Origin of the sequence: Microlunatus capsulatus (assembly GCF_017876495.1) — a bacterium.
In the GTDB taxonomy this organism is placed as follows: Bacteria; Actinomycetota; Actinomycetes; order Propionibacteriales; family Propionibacteriaceae; genus Microlunatus; species Microlunatus capsulatus.
On record NZ_JAGIOB010000001.1, the window covers coordinates 2,141,123 to 2,160,037 of the forward strand.

The window sequence follows — 18,915 nt, forward strand, 5'->3', positions numbered from 1 at the left end:
TATCGTAGAGTCGGAGCATGAGCCGAGCTCCCCGTCGCCCCGTCCGACCGGCCCGCCGCGTGGTCGTCGCGGTCGTCGTCGCCGCCGTCCTCGCCGGTCTGGTCTGGGTCTGGCCCGGCCCGCCGCGGGCGAGCGCCGCGCGTAGCGGCGACGCGGCGCTGCTGGACGCGGTCGGCGAGCCGGACGGCTTCCGCCGGCTGGCCGTCGCCGTCGTCGACCTCGACGGCAGCCCGCGGGTCCGCTTCGCCTCGGTGGGCGCGGACGAGCGCACGCCCTTCGAGGCCGGCTCGGTCACCAAGGCGCTGACCGGGCTGGTGATCGCCGACCAGGTGGAGCGCGGCGAGCTGGACCTCGACACCCCGGTGGGGGAGCTGCTCGACCTCGGCGACGGCGACGTGTCCCGGACCACGGTGCGCCAGCTCGTCACCCACCACGCGGGGCTGCCACCGCTCGACCCGACGACCCGGCTGCGGGCCCTGCCGCCCGTGCTGCTGGGGCTGGACCCCTACCGGGGCGTCAGCACCGCCGAGCTCGTCGAGCGCGCCGGCGGCACGGACACCGGCGCGCAGGAGTACGCCTACTCCAACCTCGGGGCCGCGCTCGCGGGTCAGGCGGCGGCCGCGGCCGCCGGCACCGACTACCCGACGCTGGTGCAGGAGCGGTTGTTCACCCCGCTCGGGCTCGCGGGCACGACGCTGCAGACGGCGGAGGCGCGGGTGCCCGCCGGGCGCAGCGCGCTGGGTCGCCGCATGCAGCCGTGGGTCTTCGACGGCTACGCCCCGGCCGGTGCCACGGTGACCACGACCGCCGACCTGGCCACCCTCGCCACCGCCCTGCTCGAGGAGCGCGCGCCGGGCATGGCGGCCCTGGAGCCGCTGGCCGAGGCCGGCGACGAGGGCCGCCGGATCGGCACGTTCTGGCAGCTGAGCACGGAGGGCGACCAGACGATCACCTGGCACAACGGGCGCACCGGGGGCTACGGGGCCTTCCTCGGTCTGGACCGGGAGCGCGGCCGGGCCGTCGTGGTGCTGTCCGACGTGGCCACCGACCGGACCGACGAGCTGGGCCTGCGGCTGGTCCGCGGCGCCTGAGCAGCGCGACGGGGCTTCAGCCGGGCGCGGGCTGGCAGCGCGGGCACCAGTAGCTGCGCCGCTCCTGCCCGCGCGGGCCGAACTCCTCGGTGAGGACCGGCGTCCGGCAGCGTCGGCACGGCTGGCCCGGCCGCTCGAAGACGTAGCGGCTGCGGCCGGGGCGCAGGTCCCCCGTCGTCGACTGCTCGGTGCGCCACCGGTTGGCCTGGAGCAGCAGCTGGCCGCGCACCAGCACCCGGCGGAGGTTGCGGACGTCCCGGACCGGCGTCCGCGGGTGCAGCCCCTGGAGGAACAGCAGCTCGGAGCGGTAGAGGGTGCCGATCCCGGCCAGGTTGCGCTGGTCGAGCAGGGCCTCGCCGATCGTCCGGTCGGGCTGGGCCAGCACGCGGCGGAGCGCCTCCTCGACGTCCCAGTCGGGCCCCAGCAGGTCGGGACCCAGGTGGCCGACGACGCCGTCCTCCTCCGCCGTCGGCACCAGCTCCACCACGGGCAGCCGGTAGCCCACGGCGTCGTGCTCGGCCGTGGCCAGCACCGCCCGGATCTGGAACTCCTGGCCGCCGGACCAGGGCCGACCCGTCGGGAAGATGCGCCAGGTGCCCTCCATCCGGAAGTGCGTGTGCAGGGTCCAGCCGTTGCCGAACCGGAACAGCTGGTGCTTGCCGCGGCTGACGACGGCCAGCACCTCGACGCCGGTCAGGTCGGTGGTGGCCAGCTGCGGCACCCGGAGCTCGCAGCGCGTCAGCACCCGGCCGGCCAGCGCCTCGTCGAGGCGGCGGCAGGACCGCCAGACGGTGTCTCCCTCGGGCACCCCGCCGTTCTGCCCGGCGGGTGCTCCCGCTCACGCCGGCAGCCGGTCGCCGACGGCGCGGGCGGCCACCTGGACCCAGGTGCGGAAGGGGCGCCAGCTCTGCGCCAACCGGGCGAGGGCGTCGGCGTCGAGGGCCGCGTCGAGCCCGTAGAGCCGGGCGACGGCCTGCTGGCCGTGAGACTCCTCCGTCGCCGGGACGTCGGCGTGGCCCAGGGCGCGGACGACGACGAGCGTGGCGTAGAAGGGCCCGATGCCGGGCAGCCGGCGCAGCTCGGCGGCCGCCTCCTCGGGTGGCAGCGCACGCAGCCGCCCGGTGTCCAGCCGACCCTCGGCGGCCGCCTCGGCGATCGCGTGCAGCCGGGGCACCCGGTCGGCGGGGAGCCCTGGCAGCGCCGTCAGCTCGCGCAGCCGCGCCGGGGTGGGCACCGCGACCGTCGGACGACCGGCGAGCGTGAACGTGGTCCCCAACTGCTCCCCGAGGCGCAGCCGGAGCGGGATGGCCTGGGCCCGCGAGCGCCGGGCGCTGAGCACCGCCCAGACCAGGGCCTCGTAGGCCGAGTGGAACAGGGCGGGACGGAAGCCGGGAGCCGCGGCGTGCAGCCGGGCCAGCACCGGGTCGGCGGCGCAGAGCGCGGCGTAGGCGACGCCGTCGTGGTCGGCCGAGACGACGCGGGCGACCTGGGCCGCGACGGCCGCCAGCCGCGCGTCGTCGAGATCGCCCCCCTCGGCCACGTGGACGGTCAGGTCCAGCGCCGCACCCTGCTGGCGCACCTCGACGCCGACGGGCAGCGCGAGATCGGGCTCGGCGCAGAAGGCCAGCCGCATCACGCCGTCGACGTCGGCCTCGTCGCGGTGCCCGAAGCCCATCCGGGCGACCTCGCCGAGGTCGTAAGGCCCGCTCACCGGGATCGTCGTCGTCCGCGTGGTCATGCCTCATCCTCGCGCCGCCCACCGACAGCTCCGGGCCTGTCCACAGGCCCGTCCTAGGCTGCGCGGATGAGCCGCCTCCTCGCCCTGCTCCGCGTCACCGGCGGGCTGGTGCCCCTGGGGGCCGCGGCCGCCGTCCTGGCCTGCGTCGGCGCCGTCCGCTGGCACGCGGCGGGGCACCTGCATGCCGAGGCGGACGCCCCGACCGCGCCGGTGGCCCTGGTGCTGGGCGCCCAGGTCTTCCCCTCGGGCACCCCGTCGGCGTTCCTGGCCGGACGCCTGGACCTGGCCCGCCGGCTGCTCGAGGGCGACCGGGTGCGGGTGCTGCTGCTGTCCGGGGACGGCGCGGCGCCCGAGTACGACGAGCCGGCGGCGATGCGCCGCTACCTGCTGGCCGCGGGCGTGCCGGACGACGCGATGGTGCTGGACCGGTTCGGGCTGGACACCTACGACTCCTGCGTGCGGGCCGCCCGGGTGTTCGGCGTCGAGGAGCTGCTGGTGGTCACCCAGAGCTACCACCTGCCGCGGGCGGTCGGCACGGCGCGCGCCCTAGGGCTGGCCGCGGAGGGCGTGGGCGACGTCTCGGTCCGGCGGTTCCGGCCCGCCTACGTCCGCGGCGTGCTCCGCGACCAGGTGGCGTGCGTGAAGACCGTCGTCGACCTCGCCACCCGGCGCCGCCCGGTGCTGGGACCGCCCGACACGTCCGTAAAGGACGCCCTGGTGCGCTGACTCTGCTCCCCTGGTGCTGCTTCTGCAGCGGTGTAATCATGTAATCAACAGAGGAGGTCACCATGTGGCACGGATTCGACGGACCGCACGGTCCGCAGGACGACAGCGGCGACGAGCGGGGCGGACGGCGCGGCCCGCGAGGTCGCCGGGGCCCGGGACGACCGGGGGGGTGGCAGAACGTCGACCTGCCCCCGGCCGACGACGCCGGGAGCTGGTTCGAGGGACGGCTGCCGGGTGAGTGGTTCAGCGCCGTCGCGGTGCACGCCGACCGCGAGGAGATCACGGTCGTCGGCACGCTCGCCGAGGACCCGGCGGCGGACCGGGCCGCGGCCGAGGGCCGGATCAGCCGGTTCCGCGCCGAGACCCGCGCGACCCGCATCCAGATCGCCGAGGAGGCCGAGGCCCGCTACGGCCGCAAGGTCTCCTGGGGCGCGAGGCTCGGGGAGGTGGAGACGCTGTTCACCCACCTCTCGGTGCCGGTCATGACCCGGCTCCGGCAGCCGGAGCGCCAGGTGCTCGACACCCTCGTCGACGCCGGCGTCGCCCGGTCCCGCTCGGAAGCCCTGGCCTGGGCGGTCACACTGGTCGGCCAGCACGCCGAGTCCTGGCTGGGCGAGCTGCGCGACGCCATGCAGGAGGTCGACAAGCTGCGGGCCCAGGGTCCGCAGCTCTGAGCAACGAGTGCTGAACAGGGGCAGCGTCGAGGAACCGGACGCTGCCCCTGTTCAGCACTGAGCCACCGCCGTCCACAGATGTGCGCGCTCGGGGTCGCGGCTGGTGGTTCGGGCCGCAGGATCGGGGCGTGGTGGAGGTGGCGCGGGGCAAGGTGCGACGGGTGGGGTGGACGTCGGTGACGCCGGGCGCGCACGTCGCCACCACGGCTCCGGAGCTGCGGGACGCGCTACGGGCCTGGCACCTGGTCCTGCCCACCACGGCAGCCTTCACCCATCTGACGGCGGCCGCGCTGCGCGGCTGGTGGCTGCCGGCGCCCGTCCCCCGGCCGGTCTTCGTCTCGGTGTCCCGGCAGGACCGCCATCCCCAGCGACGCGGCCTGCAGGTCGACCGCTGCGGGGCCCCCGCGACCGAGCTCTCGGGCGGCCTCCCGCTGACGGGCGCCGCGGAGACGCTGCTGGCCTGCGCGCGCGACCTCGACCTGCTGGACCTGGTGCCGATGGCCGACTCCGCGCTCCGCTCGGGACACCTCGACCTCGTCGAGCTGTCCGAGCTCGCTGCCGGCCGGCGACCGGGGACGCGGATGCTCCGCCGGGTGCTGCCGCTGGTCGACGCGCGCAGCGAGTCGCCGTGGGAGTCGGTGATGCGGGTGCTGCACGGTGCCGCGGGCATCCGGGTGGAGCCGCAGCACGTCGTCCGCGACGCGGCCGGCGGCTTCGTCGCCCGGGCCGACCTCTGGCTCGTCGGCACGCGACGGCTGCACGAGTACGACGGCGAGGTGCACCGCGACCTGGACACCCACCGGTCCGACCTCGACCGGGACCGGCGGCTCGTCGAGGCCGGGTGGCAGCGCTGCGGCTACACCGCCGGCGAGGTGCTGCGCAAGGGAGGCTCGATCATCGCCTCGGCTGACGCCGTCCTGGGCCGCGGCTGGGACCCCGAGCGCCTGACGGCCTGGCGGGCACTGGTCCGGGCCTCCCTCTACGGACCCGATGGCCGGACCCGAGCCCGCCGCCGGTGGACCACCGAGTGCTGAACAGGGGCAGCTCCGGACCTGTCGGAGCTGCCCCCAGTCAGCACTCAGCGCGTGCGGTGCTCCCGGTAGTAGCGGATCAGGGCCTGGGTGGAGGGGTCCTGGGCGCTGAGGGCCTCCTCGTCGCCGCCGACGGCGGGGGTGACCTGCTGGGCCAGCTGCTTGCCCAGCTCGACACCCCACTGGTCGAAGCTGTCGATGCCCCAGACGACGCCCTGGACGAAGGTGATGTGCTCGTAGAGCGCGATCAGCTGGCCGACCACCGACGGGGTCAGGGCCGGGGCCATGATCGACGTCGTCGGCCGGTTCCCGGTGAAGACCCGGGCCGGGACGATCTCCTCGGCCGTGCCCTCCGCCCGCACCTGGTCGGCCGTCTTGCCGAAGGCCAGGGCCGCGGTCTGGGCGAAGAAGTTGGCCAGGAACAGCTCGTGGACATCGGCGTCGCCGTCGGTCAGCGGGTGCGCGGGGTTCGCGACGGCGATGAAGTCGGCGGGGATGACCCGGGTGCCCTGGTGGATCAGCTGGTAGAAGGCGTGCTGGCCGTTGGTGCCGGGCTCGCCCCAGAAGACCTCGCCGGTGTCGGTGGTGACCGGGCTGCCGTCGTAGCGGACGCCCTTGCCGTTGGACTCCATCGTCAGCTGCTGCAGGTAGGCCGGGAACCGGTGCAGGTACTGCGCGTAGGGCAGCACGGCGTGGGTCTGGGCGCCGAAGAAGTTGTCGTACCAGACGTTGAGCAGGCCCATCAGCAGCGGCACGTTGCGCGCCGGCTCGGCGGTCGTGAAGTGCTCGTCGACCGCGTGGAAGCCGGCCAGGAAGTCGGCGAAGTTCTCCGGCCCGATGGCGACGGCGACGGCGACGCCGATGGCGGAGTCGACGGAGTAGCGCCCGCCCACCCAGTCCCAGAAGCCGAAGGCGTTGTCGGGGTCGATGCCGAAGTCGGCCACCTTGTCGAGCGCGGTCGAGACGGCGACGAAATGCTTCGCCACCGCGCCCTCGGCGTTCCCGACGCCGTCCAGCAGCCAGGCCCGGGCCAGCCGCGCGTTGGTCAGCGTCTCCAGCGTGGTGAAGGTCTTCGAGGCGACGATGAACAGCGTCGTCTCGGGGTCGAGGTCCTTCGTGGCCTCGGCGACGTCGGTCGGGTCGATGTTGGACACGAAGCGGCACTCGAGGCCGTCCTGCACGTAGGGCTTGAGCGCCTCGTAGACCATCACCGGGCCGAGGTCGGAGCCGCCGATGCCGATGTTGACGACCGTGGCGATCCGCTTGCCGGTCACGCCGGTCCAGGACCCGCTGCGGACCGCCTCGGCGAAGGCGTAGACCTTGTCGAGCACCTCGTGCACCTGGGGCACGACGTCGGTGCCCTCGACCACGAGGGAGTCCGAGCGCGGGCGGCGCAGCGCCGTGTGCAGCACGGAGCGGTTCTCGGTGACGTTGATCCGCTCCCCCGCGAACATGGCCGCGCGGCGCTCGGCCACCCCGACCTGCTCGGCGAGCTCCAGCAGCCGGGCCAGCACCTCGTCGTCGACGAGGTTCTTGGAGAGGTCGACGTGCAGGTCGCCCGCGTCGAGGGTGTACCGCTCGGCGCGGCCGGGGTCGGCGTCGAACCAGCCGCGCAGGTCGGGGGTGAACCCGGCCTTCAGCTCGGTGAGCGCGGACCAGGCCGCGGTGGTGGTGGCGTCGACAGGACTGGTCATGGGTGCGGCTCCGGGGCTGGCGTGGTGGCGTCTCTTCCTCCCGCACCCTAGCGACGGCGCGCGGCGGGGTGCCGGGCGGTGGCGGCTGCGGGCTAGGTTGGCGACGTGGATCCCCGGCTGGAGCGGGCGCGACCCGAGAGCACGAGCCCCTACGCGCCCGGGGAGTCGGAGTTCCGCTCCGACCTGGAGCGGATCCGGTTCGCCCACGCCTTCTCCCGGCTCGCCGAGGTCACGCAGGTGGTGGCGGCGAACGCGACCAGCGGGGTCGTGCACAACCGGCTCACCCACAGCATCAAGGTGACCGCGGTGGCCCGCGCCATCGCCGTCCGGCTGCTGCGCACCGAGGACCGCGACCTGCTGCGCCGCCTCGGCGGGCTCGACCACGTCGTCGTCCAGGCGGCGGCGAACGCCCACGACCTCGGCCACCCGCCCTTCGGCCACCTCGGCGAGCGAGCGCTGGACCGGCTGGCCCGCGACCGCTTCGGCCTGGTCGACGGGTTCGAGGGCAACGCGCAGACGTTCCGGATCCTGTCCGAGCTGGAGGTGCACGGCCCGGGCGACGAGGGCCTCAACCTGACGGCGGCCACCCGGGCGGCGGTGCTCAAGTACCCGTGGGCCCGCTTCCACCACCCCGACCCGCACCCGACGACCTGGGACGAGCCGCCGCGCGGGGCGGGCCACGGCGGCGCCGGGTCCGGCGCCGCCAAGTTCTCCTGCTACCTCATCGACCTGCCCGAGATGCAGCAGGCGCTCGCCGCCTTCCCGGGGCTGCCGCCGGGCCGGCAGACGCTCGAGTGCTCGGTCATGGACCTCGCCGACGACATCGCCTACTCCCTGCACGACGTCGAGGACTTCCACCGCTCCGGGGTCCTGCAGTTCTCCCCCGTGTCCGGGGAGTTCCGCTCGTGGGTGGACGACCGGGCCGCGCTGGCGGCGATGGACGTCCGCACCCTCGCCGCCGCGGGCCGCCAGCCCGGCGCCGGCCTGGAGCGGCTGCGCCGGCGGCTGCGGACCCGGGAGGCCTGGGTGTTCGACGAGCAGACCTTCGTCGACGCGATCACCACCGTCGGGGAGGAGTTCGTGGACGGCGTGCTGGCCACGCCCTACGACGGCTCGATGGCCGGGGACCGGGCCATCTCGGGCTTCGTCTCCCGCTGGATCGACCACCTCATCGGCTCGGTGGCCGTCGACCCGGACCCGCCGGTCCGCTCGGGCTACGTCTCGATGAGCGCGCCCGCCTGGCACCAGGTGTCGGTGCTCAAGTTCGTCAACAGCTACTTCATCCTCGACCGGCCCGACCTCGCCATGTTCCAGCGCGGCCAGGAGCGGACGATCACCCACCTCGTCGAGGGGTTCGACGACTGGCTCTCCGACCGCGGCGACGCCGCCCGCGCGCCGCGCCGGCTGCTGGACCTCGTCAACGCCGCCACCTACGGCTACGAGCGGATCGCGGCCACCCACCCGGAGTGGCTGGATGGCCGGACCGGGGACGCCGAGCTGGCCCGGATGGGCCGCGGCCGGGGCATCGTCGACTTCGTCAGCAGCCTCACCGACGCCCAGGCCGTCGCCTTCGCCGCCACCCTGACGGGCACCAGCAGCCTGCTCTGGACCAACGGCGCGCTCTGAGCCGGCCGCACTCGTCCCCGCCCTGACCAGGGGCGTCGGGGACACTGGGGGCATGCCCGTCTCCGACCGCACCCGCACCGTCGCCGTCGCCGTCACCGCGCTGGCCCAGGCCGTCATCGGCCTCGGCTCCCAGTTCGTCGTGGACGCCGGCTCCAGCACGGGGGCCATCTCCGACGCGAACCGGTCGCCGGTGACGCCGGCGGGCTACGCCTTCTCCATCTGGGGCCTCATCTACCTGGCCTGCCTGGTGCTCGCGGTCTACCAGGCGCTGCCCGCGCAGCGCGAGCGCGCGGTGCACCGGCGGACGGGCTGGTGGCTGGTGGCCGCCTTCACCGCGGCGTCGGTCTGGGTCCCGGTCTTCGCCACCCGCACCCTGTGGCTGGCCCAGGTCGTCATCCTCGTGCTGCTGGCCTCGCTGGTGGTGGCCGTCCGGCGCTCGGTGCGCAGCGGCCCCGCCGCCGACCGCGTCGAGCAGTTCGCGTTCCGGCTGCCGGTCACCCTCTACCTCGGCTGGGTGACCCTGGCCACCGTCGCCGGCTTCGGCACCACGGCCCGCTCGCTGGGCCTGCCGGAGAGCGGGGTGGCCGTCACGCTGTTCTCGCTGCTCCTCGTGCTGGCCGCCACCGTCTTCTCGGTGGTGGTGGTCGGGCGGTTCGCCGCCCTCGCGGCCTTCACCTTCACCGCGGGCTGGGCGCTGGTGGCCATCGTGGTCGCCAGCTCCTCCGTCGTCGTGCAGGTGGCCGCCGTGCTCGCGCTGCTGGCCATCGTCGCGGTCCTGGTGATCCGCACCGGCCGCAGCCCGCACAAGGCCACCCTGCTGCTGGGCTGAGCCGGTGGAGCTGCTCGCCGAGGTCTGGCGGCGCGCCACCGCCGACCAGCCGCCCCCCACCCCGGGAGTGGTGCTGGGTGCGGCGCTCGCCGCCCTGGTGCTGGTCGTCCACCCGCTGCTGTGGCGGGCCACCCGCGTGCTGGTGACGATCACCCACGAGGGCGGGCACGCCGTCGCCGCCGTGCTGGCCGGCCGTCGCCTGCAGGCCATCCGGGTGCACTCCGACACCTCCGGGCTGACGGTCTCCCGGGGACGGCCGAGCGGCCCCGGGATGGTGGCCATGCTGCTCGCCGGCTACCTGGGTCCGGCCGTGGTGGGGCTGGGCGCCGTCGGCCTGCTGCTGGCCGGGCACGCCCTGGGCCTGCTCTGGCTGGTGACGCTGCTGCTCGCCGCGATGCTGCTGCAGATCCGCAACCTCTACGGGTTCGTCGTGGTGCTCGGCGTCGCCGCCGGCGTGCTGGCGCTGAGCTGGTACGGCTCGGCCGCGCTGCAGACGGCGGTCGCGACGCTGCTGACCTGGTTGCTGCTGGTCGCCGCGCCCAAGCCCGTCGTCGAGCTGGCCCGCCAGCACCGGGCGGGCCGGGCCGGGCACTCCGACGCCGGCCAGCTGGCCCGGTTGACCCGGCTGCCGGCCGGGTTGTGGATCGGGGTCTTCGGGCTTCTCAGCGTCGCGGGCCTCGCCGTCGGCGCGGCGCTGTTGGTGCCCGCGCTGGTCGACCTGGGCCGGTCGCTGGCCGGCGTGCTCACCGCGCCCTGACCCGGGCAGCAGAAAGGCTCCCGTCCGTGAGGACGGGAGCCTGCAGGTGCGTCGTGCGCGGGGTGGGGATCAGACGCGCGGGCCGAAGCCGTTGCCGCGCTGGGCCACCATGATGAGCTCGTCACGCATGGCGGGCGTGGCGGCGTTGCTGATCGCACGGGCCAGCTCGCGGCGGGTGCGGTTGATCTCACGGTGGCTCTGGATGGCCTGCGCGAGGCGAGACATGTGGTGCTTCCCTTCGGTGGTGGTGCTGTGATGCTTAGAAGTCGAACCCTTCGATTTCGAAGCTATCGTAGCAACGCCACCGTTCCCCCTCCTATTCCACCAGCCCGCGCGGGGCCCCGGACGTGCGACGACCGCCGGCGCCGGAGGGCGCGGGCGGTCGTGGGGTGGTGCGCGGGACGAGGGTCAGGCGGCCTGGCCGAAACGGCGGTCGGTGACCCGCACGCCGACCCGCTCGAGCTCGGCCTCGACGCGGAGCCGCTCGATCTCGCGCTCCATGCCGACGCACTCGGTGCCGAGGTCGTGGTGCACCTCGAGCATGTCGCAGGTCTGGGCGAGCAGCCGGTCGTAGGCCAGCCGGGTGCCGAGCTGCTGGGTGGCCGAGCGGCTCTCGTCTGCCCCGACGACGACCCGCAGCCGTCGCAGGTCGGCGATCACCTGCTCCAGCGGGAGGCCCTGCTGCTCGCGGAGGGCCTTGACGGCCTGCCGGTGCTCGCGGCGGACGGCGCGGCGCTCGCGCCAGGCGCTCATGCTCTCGTCCCAGCGCCCGGCGAGGAGGTCGTAGCAGAGCACGCAGAGGATGGGGACGAGGACCATCACGGTCACGGCGACAGCGCCGAGCACCATCTGGTACGAGTCCACCATGAACAAACCTTAGGTCGCGCTCAGAGCGTCCACAAGTTCGTGCGCGACCGACCTGCGGTGATCTACCCCGCAGCGTTGCCGTAGACGGTCACGTGCACGTGGTCGTAGTGGTTCGCCGAGGGCGATCCGCGGTCGGACATGCTCCGCCAGCCCTCGCCGCTGCGCTGCACGGTCCAGATCCGCTGGGCGAAGATGACCTCGCTCACACCGAGCTGCTGCGCGTTCGCGCGCACCCAGCCGGCGATCTCCTGGCCGAGGCCGTTGCTGGAGACCATGGCGTCCAGCGCGCGGCCGGAGGGGTGCTCGGGCAGCGAGTCGGCGCGGACGCCGCCGTAGGAGGTGACAGCCGGGAAGCGGGCGCAGATCGCGCGGTGCACCTTGACGGCGTCGGGGGTCAGCCCGGACTCGACCGAGGAGCCGCCGGCACAGGTGCCGCCCGAGACCCCGGCGGAACCGGAGGACTTCGTGGACGAGGGCGACGAGGACTTCTTCGCCGCGGGGGGCTTCGGCTTGGACTCGACGAGGTACTGCTTCTTCACCCAGCCGCCGTCGCCGCGGTAGGCGACGTACTGCCAGGCCCCGCGCACGGTCCCGGTCACGGAGACCTTGGCGCCGGACTTCAGCACGGTGATGAGGTCGGAGTCGGCGTCGGCCTGCTCGCGGACGTTGAGGTCAACGCGGGTGTACTCGGTGTCGACCACGGCGAGCGAGGGCAGGTCGACCTCCGGCAGCGTCCCGACGCCCTCTGCCTTCTTCTGGGCCTTCTTGTCGGCGGCCTTCTTCTTCTCCGCCGCGGCCTTCTCCTGGTCGGCGGCCTTCTTCTCGGCCGCCGCCTGGTCAGCGGCGGCCGCGGCGCTCAGCGCCGGGCGGTCGACGCCGCTGCGGCTGGTGCCCTGCTCGCGGGTGAGCGCCGGGGCCGTCGTCGACGGCGCGGCGCTGGGAGCGCTGGCGCTCGAGGCGGCGGTGGGGCCGCTCAGCGGAGCGGTCGTCGCGCCGGTCGCGGCCGCCACCACCCCGGTGGTGGCGAGGCCGGCGAGGAGGCCGGGGACGGCCAACCGGGCCACCCGCTGCCGCCACGGCGCCTGCAGCGCCCGACGTGGGCGTGGTCGTTCCACGAGTCCTCCGCTCCCCCGAGCCTGATGCCCTGCTGTCCGGCACCACGGTGCGCCGAGATCGAATCGTTATCTACCGGCGGGGAGTCTAGGCAGGGCGAGCCCCTCCTGGCCAATCGGCAGGGAGTTGGCAGGATTCCTCCGCACCACGGCAGAGCAGCCACTCCCCGGGTCCGACCGACCCCCGCCAGGGTGAGGTCCATGACCGGGTTCCTGCTCCTGCTGCTGCTCCTCACCGCCCTCGTGCTCGCCCTCGAGGTGCGCCACCGCCGCGCCGACGAGGCGCTGCAGCGGCGGGTCCGCGCGGCCGCCGGTCCGGGTGAGCGGCCGTGGTGGCCGCCCGGCCCGGTGGTGCGGCGCTCCTGACCCGGACCGCCCGCCGGGGCGTGGCTAGGGTGAGCCGCACACCCCCACCCACGAAGGGAACGGCCATGACGGCAGCAGCGGCGGAGCGCACGGACGCCGACACCTCCACCTCCTACGCGGCGATCGTCATCGGCGCCGGCCAGGCCGGACCGGGCGTCGCCGCGGCTCTCGCGGCGCACGGCCGGGTCGCCCTCGTGGAGATGGAGCGCGTCGGCGGGACCTGCCTCAACCACGGGTGCAAGCCGACCAAGGCGCTGCGGGCCAGCGCCGTCGTCGCGCACCAGGCCCGGCGGGCCGCCGAGTACGGCGTGCACACCGGTGAGGTGACGGTGGACTTCGGCTTCGCCATCGACCGGGTGCACAAGATCATCGAGGAGGAGGTCGACGGCCTCCAGGACTACATCGAGGGCGTGGAGGGCCTGGAGCTGGTGCACGGCCGCGCCACCCTGACCACCGACCCGAGCGGGGCCGAGCACGTCGTCACCGTCGACGGCCGCCGGCTGACGAGCAGCCAGGTCTACCTCAACGTGGGCGCCCGCGCCTCAGTGCCGCCGATGCCGGGTCTCGACACCGTCGACGTCCTCACCGAGGTGGAGCTGCTGAACCTGACCGCGCTGCCCGAGCACCTGGTGGTCATCGGCGGGGGCTACCTCGGCTGCGAGTTCGGCCAGATGTTCCGGCGCTTCGGCTCGGAGGTGACGATCGTCGCGGGCAGCGGGATCGGGGGCCACGAGGACCCCGACATCGGCGAGATCCTCACCCGCACCTTCACCGACGAGGGCATCCGCGTGGTGGAGCAGCGGACCGAGCGGTTCGCCCCCGCCGACGGCGGCGTCGAGGTGACGCTGGCCGACGGCAGCACCGTCACCGGCAGCCACCTGCTGGTGGCCGTCGGCCGGCGCTCCAACTCCGACCTGCTGGGCGAGCACGGCATCGAGACCGACGACCACGGCTTCTTCGTCACCGACGGACGCTTCCAGACCTCGGTCCCCGGCGTCTGGGCGCTGGGCGACGTCAACGGCCGCGGCGCCTGGACCCACACCTCCTACCAGGACGGCCAGATCATGATGGAGCCCTCCCGCTCGGTCGACGGCCGCGTCACCACCTACGCGATGTTCACCGACCCGCCGCTGGGCCGCGTCGGGATGAACGACGCGCAGGCCCGCGAGTCCGGCCGCCGGGTGCTCAAGGCCGAGGTGCCGATGGCGCGGGTCAGCCGGGCGCGGCTGGAGAGCGAGACCACCGGCGTCATGCGGATCCTCGTCGACGCCGACAGCGAGGAGGTGCTGGGCGCCACGATCCTGGGGCTGCAGGCCGACGACGTGATCCAGGTGGTCGGCACGGCCATCCAGGCCGGCGTCCGGTACCCCGTGCTGCGCGACGCCCTGCCGATCCACCCGACCGTCGCCGAATACATCCCCTCGATCCTGACCTCGCTGCAGCCGCTCGACTGACGGTCGCTCAGGCCAGGGCGTCGACGAGGCGGGCGCAGCGGACCGGGTCCTCGGTGAGGCCGTGCTCCAGGCCCCACAGCCAGTGGTCGACGGCGCGGACGACCGTCCAGCCGGCGGCCTGGTCGGGGTCGAGGCCCGCGGCGTCGGCCACCAGCCGGAGCACCCGGCGCAGGTCGGCGGCGCTCGGGGCGTCGTCGGCGCGGGTCCACAGCGGCTCGGCAAGCGCGACGGCCGGGTCGCCGACCAGCGGCTTCGGGTCGACGGCCCGCCACCCACCCGCGCCGTCGGCCAGCACATTGCCGCCGTGCAGGTCCCCGTGCACGAGCAGCCCGGCGTCGGTCGGCAGGGTCGCCGCGAGCTCGCGGGCCCGGGCCAGCGCCCGGGCCGGGACCGGTCCGCCGAGAGCCGTGTCCCGCGCCGCGACCCCCGCGACGAAGGCCGCGGCGGAGGCGGCCAGCGTCGGCAGGCCGGGCGGGGCGGGCACGGAGAGCTCGGCCAGCAGCCGGCCGGTGACCACGGCGGCCCGCTCCACCGGCAGGTCGCGCAGCGTCCGGTGCGGGTCCAGCCGCTCGAGCAGCAGGGCGTCGCCCGCCGGGTCGACGGCGACCAGCCGCACCGCCCCCCGGCCGTCCCAGGCCCGCAGCGCCGCCACCTCGGCGTCCTGCCCCGGCTCGGGCCAGCGGACGCGCAGCGCCAGCCGCTCCTCCCCGCGCCGCACCAGCACCACCAGCGCGAGCGCCCCGGCCAGCGGCGGGGTGTCCTCGACGACGAGGTCCCAGGCGGCGCAGAGCGCGGCGACCCGCGCCGGCAGCCCGTCCAGCCAGCGCCGGCCGACGTCGCCGCTCTGCCCGGTCCGCCAGCGCACCAGCGCGGGGGGCACGGTGATCACGGCGGCGCGGGGGCGCGCGGGCTGCGCTTGTAGTCGGAGACGAAGCGGTCCCCGGTGAGCCAGAAGCGCCAGGGCCGGTCCGCCTCGGCGGAGACCCCGACGCGCGGTCCGGCGCTCACCCGCGCGGCCGGAGGGGGGTCCAGGGCCAGCGTCACCGGCCCGCCACCCAGGACCGACGTCCCCTTGTGGTCGGCGGTGATGCCCAGCGCCTGGGTGAGCCGGCCGGGGCCGCGGGCCAGGTCCCGGTCGGACGCGCGACCCCGGCGCGAGCGCGCGAGCGCGAGCCCCTCGACCACCTCGCCGGCCCGCAGCAGCACCCCGGACGCCGTCCCGTCGGGCCCGCAGACCACGTTCGCCGCCCAGTGCATGCCGTAGGAGAAGTAGACGTAGAGCCGCCCGGGCGGGCCGAACATCACCTCGGTGCGGGCGGTGCGGCCGCGGAAGGCGTGCGAGGCGGGGTCGGCCGCGCCGTCGTAGGCCTCGACCTCGGTGAGCCGGACGACGACCTCGCCGTGCCGCAGCAGGCTGCCGAGCAGGGTGGGCGCGACCCGCTCGACCGGCCCGTCGAGGGCGGTCACGAGCACCGCACCAGGACGGCCGCGGGCACCTCAGTCGACGACGTCGACCCACTCCCGACCGGCGGCGGAGCGCAGCATGGCGTCGCAGATCGCGGCCGCGCGGGCCCCGTCGGCGAAGGTCGGCAGGCCCGGGGGTCGCTCGCCGTGCCCGGCGTGGGCGTCGATCGCGGCGTAGGAGTCGGCGACGTAGGCCTCGAAGCACTGCGCGTAGCCCTGGGCGTGGCCGGCGGGCAGGGTGGCCAGCCGGCGCTGCTCCGGGGAGCCGTGCAGCGGGTCGCGGACCAGGGTCTTGTAGCCCTCCTCGTCGCCGAGCAGCAGCTGCTCGGGCAGCTCCTGGTCGAAGACGGCGCTCTGCTGCATGCCGTCGACCTCGACCCACAGCCGGTTCTTGCGGCCGGCGGCCAGCTGCGTGATGACCGCGGAGCCGGCGACGTCGGCCGCCGTGCGGAACAGGATGATGGCGCTGTCCTCGGTGGTGACGTCGACCAGCGGGGCGTCGCTCTCGACCGTGCTGAAGGCGGCGGCGCCGGCCGGCAGGGCGGCGGGCCGCTGCTTGATGCTGATCGAGGTGGTGGCCACCAGCGAGGCGATCCGGTCCCCGGTCACCCACTCGACGAGGTCGCACCAGTGCGAGCCGATGTCGCCGAAGGCGCGCGAGGGTCCCCCGGCCGCGGGGTCCACCCGCCAGCTGGTCGAGAGCGGGCTCAGCAGCCAGTCCTGCAGGTAGGTGCCGTGCACGAGGTTGACGGCGCCGAAGGCGGGGTCCTGCACCCGGGCGCGCAGCTCGCGGGCCATCGGGTGGAAGCGGTAGGCGAAGGGCATCGTGTTGACGACGCCGGTGCGCGCGGCGACCTCGGCGGCGTGCCGGGCGTCCTCGACGCTGACCCCGAGCGGCTTCTCGCACAGCACGTGGACGCCCGCCTCCATCAGCTGCACCGCGAACGGCACGTGCGAGGCGTTGGGGGTGCAGATGTGCACCGCGTCGAGCCCGGCGGCGGCCACCTCGTCGATGCTGCCGTAGGCCTGCTCGACGCCCCAGCGGGCCGCCACCTCGCGCGAGCGCTCGGGGCTGGAGGCCATCACGCCGACGACCTCGGCGCCGGCCAGCACGGCCGCGCGCCGGTGCACCTCGCCGATCATCCCCGCCCCGAGGACCGCCACGCGCTTCGTCGTCGAAGAAGTCATGGCCACACCCTAGGGCGTGCCGCAGGAGGCCCCGCGGACGAGGGTCCTGGGACGCGGACGGGCCCGGGGGATCGCTCCCCCGGGCCCGTCCGCCGTCCGTCCCAGCCTCAGAAGACGCTGTTCGGGTCGTAGTACTCGTCGATGTTCTCGCAGCCGATGCCGACCGCCTTGGTGAAGGACTCCGGCTTGTAGTCGCTGGGCTTGGACTTGCCCGTGGCGACGTCGACGGAGATCTTCAGCGCCTCCTCCGCCGCCAGCGACGGGGAGTTCAGACCGGTCGAGAGGTACCGGCCCTCGCAGCCGCCCTGCTTGATCAGCGCCAGCGCCTCCTTCTGCCCGTCGGCGGACGCGGCGACGTAGACGTTCTTGTACTGGTCCTTGCCGTTGACGACGTTGTACGCGCCGAGGGCCATGGAGTCGTTGAGCCCCAGGATCAGGTCGATGTCGGGGTTGCCGGCCAGCATCGTCTCGGCCGCCACCTGGCCCTTGTCCTGGGCGTAGTCCCCGGGCTGCTCGGCCTTGATCTCGTAGGGCATGCCGCCCTCCTCGAGACCGTCCAGGAAGCCCTGCCGCCGGTTGGGCCCGACGAACTCGTCGGTGGCCGGACCGGTGAGCACCACCATCGTGATGCTGGTCTTGCCCATGTCCTTGAAGCGCTTGGCGGTGAGCTTGCCCGACTCGCGGCCGATCGTCAGGTTGTCGGACTGGACGCTCGTCATGCCCGTGCCGGGGACGCTGGTGTCGATGTAGGTGACCGGGATCTGGGAGGCGATCTGGGTCATCATCTCCTTCTGACCCTTGACGCTGGTGGCGTTGACCACCAGGACGTCGGCGCCCTGGCTGATCATCGCCTGCATCTGGTTCATCTGGATGACCGGGTCCTTGTTCGCCGCCTGGAACAGCAGCTTGAAACCCTGCTCCTTCGCGATCTGCTCCGACTGCACCTGCATGGCCGCGAAGTAGGGCGCCTGCAGCTGCTGCTGGGCGAAGCCGACGACGACCTCGCTGACATCGGGCTTGATGCCGTTGGCCGGGCCCTGCGCGGGCTCGGACGAGGGGTAGATCGAGCCGCAGGCGCTGAGCGCCGCCAGGGCGGTCGCGGCGGCGACGACGCCGGTGGCGCGCCGCAGCCGGGAGGTCCTCATCATCGGTGTCTCCATGGGTCGGACCGGCGTCACTTGGACGCGGGGGTGGTCGAGTCGGCCTTGCGCTTGCGCGCGAACTGGACGGTGGCCAGGGTCACCGCGACCAGGATCAGCGCACCGCGGAAGGCGTCCTGGAGGAACGTCGACACGTTGAGCAGCGAGAGGAGGTTGGCGATCACGGCGAAGATGATCGTGCCGACGACGGCCCCGAAGACCTTGCCGTAGCCGCCGGCCAGCCGGGCGCCGCCGATGACGACGGCCGCGATGGCCTCCAGCTCCAGCAGGTTGCCGGCGGTCGAGGTCCCGCTGGCGAAGCGGGCCAGGAAGATCCAGCCGCCCAGGCCGACGAGCAGGCCGGCCAGGATGTAGACCGACCACAGCGTGGTCTTGACCGGGATGCCCGAGCTGCGGGCCGCGTTGATGTTGGAGCCGATGGCGTAGACCCGGCGGCCCCAGACGGTGCGGTAGAGCAGGAACGCGATGAGGGCCACGACGACGAGCCAGATGATGGCGAGCACCGGGATGCCGATGAACGTCGACTGCCCCAGCTTCGCGAACGAGTCGGCCGACTCCGGGTTGATCGGGATGCCGTTGCCGTAGGCGTAGACGAGGCCACGGGCCAGGGCCAGCATGCCCAGCGTCACGATGAAGGGCTCCAGGCCGCGGAAGGCCACCAGCCAGCCGTTGACCGCGCCGACGATGCCGCCGATGACGATGGCGACGACCAGCGCGAGCAGCACCGACGGGCCGCCGAACAGGCCGGCCGCGACGACGGCGGCCAGGCCCAGGGCCGAGCCGACGCTGATGTCGATGCCGCCGGTGAGGACGACGATGAGCTCGGCCATCACCACGACGCCGATGATCGACATCTGCAGCAGCAGGTTGGTGATGTTGGTGCCGCTCCAGAAGACCGCCCCGCGCGTGATGGTGGCCACCAGCAGGAGGGCGACGAGGATGTAGAGGGCGTACTGGCTCTTGAGCCAGTCGACCACGGCGCTGCCGCGGTTCTCCTCGGCTTGCTCGGGGGACGAGGTGGGGGCGGTCGCCGTGGCGGTCATGCGCGGGCTCCTGTGTCTGCGGTCGGGGAAGAGGTGGGTCGGGCCGCGCCGGGCGCGGTGGGGACGACGCGGCGCGGTCGCGCCGACGTCGCCGG

General features: G+C 74.4%; 20 protein-coding genes. 9 read left to right on the plus strand and 11 right to left on the minus strand.

The features are described 5' to 3' along the window. Window positions 1-17: 17 nt before the first annotated feature. The gene (locus JOF54_RS09845; RefSeq protein ID WP_210055194.1) at window positions 18-1,091 is read left to right on the plus strand and encodes a serine hydrolase domain-containing protein; all 1,074 of its coding nucleotides are present in this window, start codon (window positions 18-20) and stop codon (window positions 1,089-1,091) included. A 16-nt stretch (window positions 1,092-1,107) separates the two neighbouring features. Here the strand turns inward: JOF54_RS09845 and JOF54_RS09850 are convergent, their stop codons facing one another. After that, window positions 1,108-1,899 (minus strand): Fpg/Nei family DNA glycosylase, encoded by a 792-nt coding sequence (locus JOF54_RS09850; protein WP_210055196.1) that lies wholly within the window; start codon window positions 1,897-1,899, stop codon window positions 1,108-1,110. 30 nt (window positions 1,900-1,929) lie between these two features. Beyond that, on the minus strand, window positions 1,930-2,829 hold the full coding sequence (locus JOF54_RS09855; protein WP_210055198.1) for a DNA-3-methyladenine glycosylase family protein: 900 nt from the start codon (window positions 2,827-2,829) through the stop codon (window positions 1,930-1,932). A gap of 66 nt (window positions 2,830-2,895) precedes the next feature. On the opposite strand from JOF54_RS09855, the gene JOF54_RS09860 reads away from it, so the two are divergent. The 3 genes from JOF54_RS09860 (at window position 2,896) to JOF54_RS09870 (ending at window position 5,263) form a co-directional block, all read left to right on the plus strand. Then, the gene (locus tag JOF54_RS09860) at window positions 2,896-3,555 is read left to right on the plus strand and encodes a SanA/YdcF family protein (RefSeq protein WP_210055200.1); all 660 of its coding nucleotides are present in this window, start codon (window positions 2,896-2,898) and stop codon (window positions 3,553-3,555) included. Window positions 3,556-3,617: 62 nt separating this feature from the next. Continuing rightward, window positions 3,618-4,229 (plus strand): ATP-binding transcription factor AbmR, encoded by a 612-nt coding sequence (gene abmR / locus JOF54_RS09865; RefSeq protein ID WP_281073366.1) that lies wholly within the window; start codon window positions 3,618-3,620, stop codon window positions 4,227-4,229. Between the two features lie 128 nt (window positions 4,230-4,357). Beyond that, window positions 4,358-5,263 (plus strand): putative endonuclease domain-containing protein, encoded by a 906-nt coding sequence (locus JOF54_RS09870; protein ID WP_210055202.1) that lies wholly within the window; start codon window positions 4,358-4,360, stop codon window positions 5,261-5,263. Window positions 5,264-5,307: 44 nt separating this feature from the next. Here the strand turns inward: JOF54_RS09870 and pgi are convergent, their stop codons facing one another. Continuing rightward, the gene (pgi, locus tag JOF54_RS09875) at window positions 5,308-6,954 is read right to left on the minus strand and encodes a glucose-6-phosphate isomerase (RefSeq protein ID WP_210055204.1); all 1,647 of its coding nucleotides are present in this window, start codon (window positions 6,952-6,954) and stop codon (window positions 5,308-5,310) included. 105 nt (window positions 6,955-7,059) lie between these two features. Between pgi and JOF54_RS09880 the strand changes: the two genes are divergently transcribed. Genes JOF54_RS09880 through JOF54_RS09890 form a run of 3 tightly spaced genes read left to right on the plus strand, consistent with a single transcriptional unit; the run spans window position 7,060 to window position 10,166 of the window. Beyond that, window positions 7,060-8,580, plus strand: a complete 1,521-nt coding sequence (locus JOF54_RS09880; RefSeq protein WP_210055205.1) for a deoxyguanosinetriphosphate triphosphohydrolase family protein — start codon at window positions 7,060-7,062, stop codon at window positions 8,578-8,580. Between the two features lie 52 nt (window positions 8,581-8,632). Then, on the plus strand, window positions 8,633-9,409 hold the full coding sequence (locus tag JOF54_RS09885) for a TspO-related membrane protein (RefSeq protein ID WP_210055207.1): 777 nt from the start codon (window positions 8,633-8,635) through the stop codon (window positions 9,407-9,409). Window positions 9,410-9,413: 4 nt separating this feature from the next. Beyond that, window positions 9,414-10,166 carry a M50 family metallopeptidase gene (locus tag JOF54_RS09890; protein ID WP_307804011.1) on the plus strand — a complete coding sequence of 251 codons (753 nt, stop codon included), beginning with the start codon at window positions 9,414-9,416 and terminating at the stop codon, window positions 10,164-10,166. Window positions 10,167-10,235: 69 nt separating this feature from the next. Here JOF54_RS09890 and JOF54_RS09895 read toward each other — a convergent pair whose 3' ends face one another. From JOF54_RS09895 to JOF54_RS09905, 3 genes are all read right to left on the minus strand, one after another. Beyond that, window positions 10,236-10,391, minus strand: a complete 156-nt coding sequence (locus tag JOF54_RS09895; RefSeq protein WP_210055209.1) for a hypothetical protein — start codon at window positions 10,389-10,391, stop codon at window positions 10,236-10,238. Between the two features lie 183 nt (window positions 10,392-10,574). Next, window positions 10,575-11,033, minus strand: a complete 459-nt coding sequence (locus tag JOF54_RS09900) for a hypothetical protein (RefSeq protein ID WP_210055211.1) — start codon at window positions 11,031-11,033, stop codon at window positions 10,575-10,577. A 62-nt stretch (window positions 11,034-11,095) separates the two neighbouring features. Further along, window positions 11,096-12,148: an SH3 domain-containing protein gene (locus JOF54_RS09905; protein WP_307804012.1), complete on the minus strand. Its 1,053-nt coding sequence runs from the start codon at window positions 12,146-12,148 to the stop codon at window positions 11,096-11,098. 198 nt (window positions 12,149-12,346) lie between these two features. On the opposite strand from JOF54_RS09905, the gene JOF54_RS09910 reads away from it, so the two are divergent. Continuing rightward, the gene (locus JOF54_RS09910) at window positions 12,347-12,511 is read left to right on the plus strand and encodes a hypothetical protein (RefSeq protein WP_210055213.1); all 165 of its coding nucleotides are present in this window, start codon (window positions 12,347-12,349) and stop codon (window positions 12,509-12,511) included. A 65-nt stretch (window positions 12,512-12,576) separates the two neighbouring features. Continuing rightward, window positions 12,577-13,965 (plus strand): mercuric reductase, encoded by a 1,389-nt coding sequence (locus JOF54_RS09915; protein WP_210055215.1) that lies wholly within the window; start codon window positions 12,577-12,579, stop codon window positions 13,963-13,965. Between the two features lie 7 nt (window positions 13,966-13,972). On the opposite strand, the gene JOF54_RS09920 is transcribed toward JOF54_RS09915, so the two are convergent. From JOF54_RS09920 to JOF54_RS09940, 5 genes are all read right to left on the minus strand, one after another. Next, window positions 13,973-14,854: an aminoglycoside phosphotransferase family protein gene (locus JOF54_RS09920; protein WP_210055218.1), complete on the minus strand. Its 882-nt coding sequence runs from the start codon at window positions 14,852-14,854 to the stop codon at window positions 13,973-13,975. Beyond that, on the minus strand, window positions 14,851-15,438 hold the full coding sequence (locus JOF54_RS09925; RefSeq protein ID WP_210055220.1) for a DNA-3-methyladenine glycosylase: 588 nt from the start codon (window positions 15,436-15,438) through the stop codon (window positions 14,851-14,853). Before JOF54_RS09925 ends, JOF54_RS09920 begins: the two co-directional genes overlap by 4 nt. Window positions 15,439-15,462: 24 nt before the next feature. Then, window positions 15,463-16,617 (minus strand): Gfo/Idh/MocA family protein, encoded by a 1,155-nt coding sequence (locus tag JOF54_RS09930; protein WP_245358036.1) that lies wholly within the window; start codon window positions 16,615-16,617, stop codon window positions 15,463-15,465. Window positions 16,618-16,724: 107 nt separating this feature from the next. Beyond that, window positions 16,725-17,765, minus strand: a complete 1,041-nt coding sequence (locus JOF54_RS09935) for a sugar ABC transporter substrate-binding protein (RefSeq protein WP_210055222.1) — start codon at window positions 17,763-17,765, stop codon at window positions 16,725-16,727. 26 nt (window positions 17,766-17,791) lie between these two features. Next, window positions 17,792-18,820, minus strand: a complete 1,029-nt coding sequence (locus JOF54_RS09940; RefSeq protein ID WP_210055224.1) for an ABC transporter permease — start codon at window positions 18,818-18,820, stop codon at window positions 17,792-17,794. Window positions 18,821-18,915: the final 95 nt, after the last annotated feature.

Coding starts and splice junctions, on each gene's coding strand:
- abmR (WP_281073366.1), top strand. CDS start 3,618: ATGTGGCACGGATTCGACGGACCGCACGGTCCGCAGGACGACAGCGGC.
- JOF54_RS09855 (WP_210055198.1), bottom strand. CDS start 2,829: ATGACCACGCGGACGACGACGATCCCGGTGAGCGGGCCTTACGACCTC.
- JOF54_RS09910 (WP_210055213.1), top strand. CDS start 12,347: ATGACCGGGTTCCTGCTCCTGCTGCTGCTCCTCACCGCCCTCGTGCTC.
- JOF54_RS09900 (WP_210055211.1), bottom strand. CDS start 11,033: ATGGTGGACTCGTACCAGATGGTGCTCGGCGCTGTCGCCGTGACCGTG.
- JOF54_RS09895 (WP_210055209.1), bottom strand. CDS start 10,391: ATGTCTCGCCTCGCGCAGGCCATCCAGAGCCACCGTGAGATCAACCGC.
- JOF54_RS09915 (WP_210055215.1), top strand. CDS start 12,577: ATGACGGCAGCAGCGGCGGAGCGCACGGACGCCGACACCTCCACCTCC.
- JOF54_RS09860 (WP_210055200.1), top strand. CDS start 2,896: ATGAGCCGCCTCCTCGCCCTGCTCCGCGTCACCGGCGGGCTGGTGCCC.
- JOF54_RS09930 (WP_245358036.1), bottom strand. CDS start 16,617: ATGACTTCTTCGACGACGAAGCGCGTGGCGGTCCTCGGGGCGGGGATG.
- JOF54_RS09845 (WP_210055194.1), top strand. CDS start 18: ATGAGCCGAGCTCCCCGTCGCCCCGTCCGACCGGCCCGCCGCGTGGTC.
- JOF54_RS09940 (WP_210055224.1), bottom strand. CDS start 18,820: ATGACCGCCACGGCGACCGCCCCCACCTCGTCCCCCGAGCAAGCCGAG.
- JOF54_RS09885 (WP_210055207.1), top strand. CDS start 8,633: ATGCCCGTCTCCGACCGCACCCGCACCGTCGCCGTCGCCGTCACCGCG.
- JOF54_RS09935 (WP_210055222.1), bottom strand. CDS start 17,765: ATGATGAGGACCTCCCGGCTGCGGCGCGCCACCGGCGTCGTCGCCGCC.
- pgi (WP_210055204.1), bottom strand. CDS start 6,954: ATGACCAGTCCTGTCGACGCCACCACCACCGCGGCCTGGTCCGCGCTC.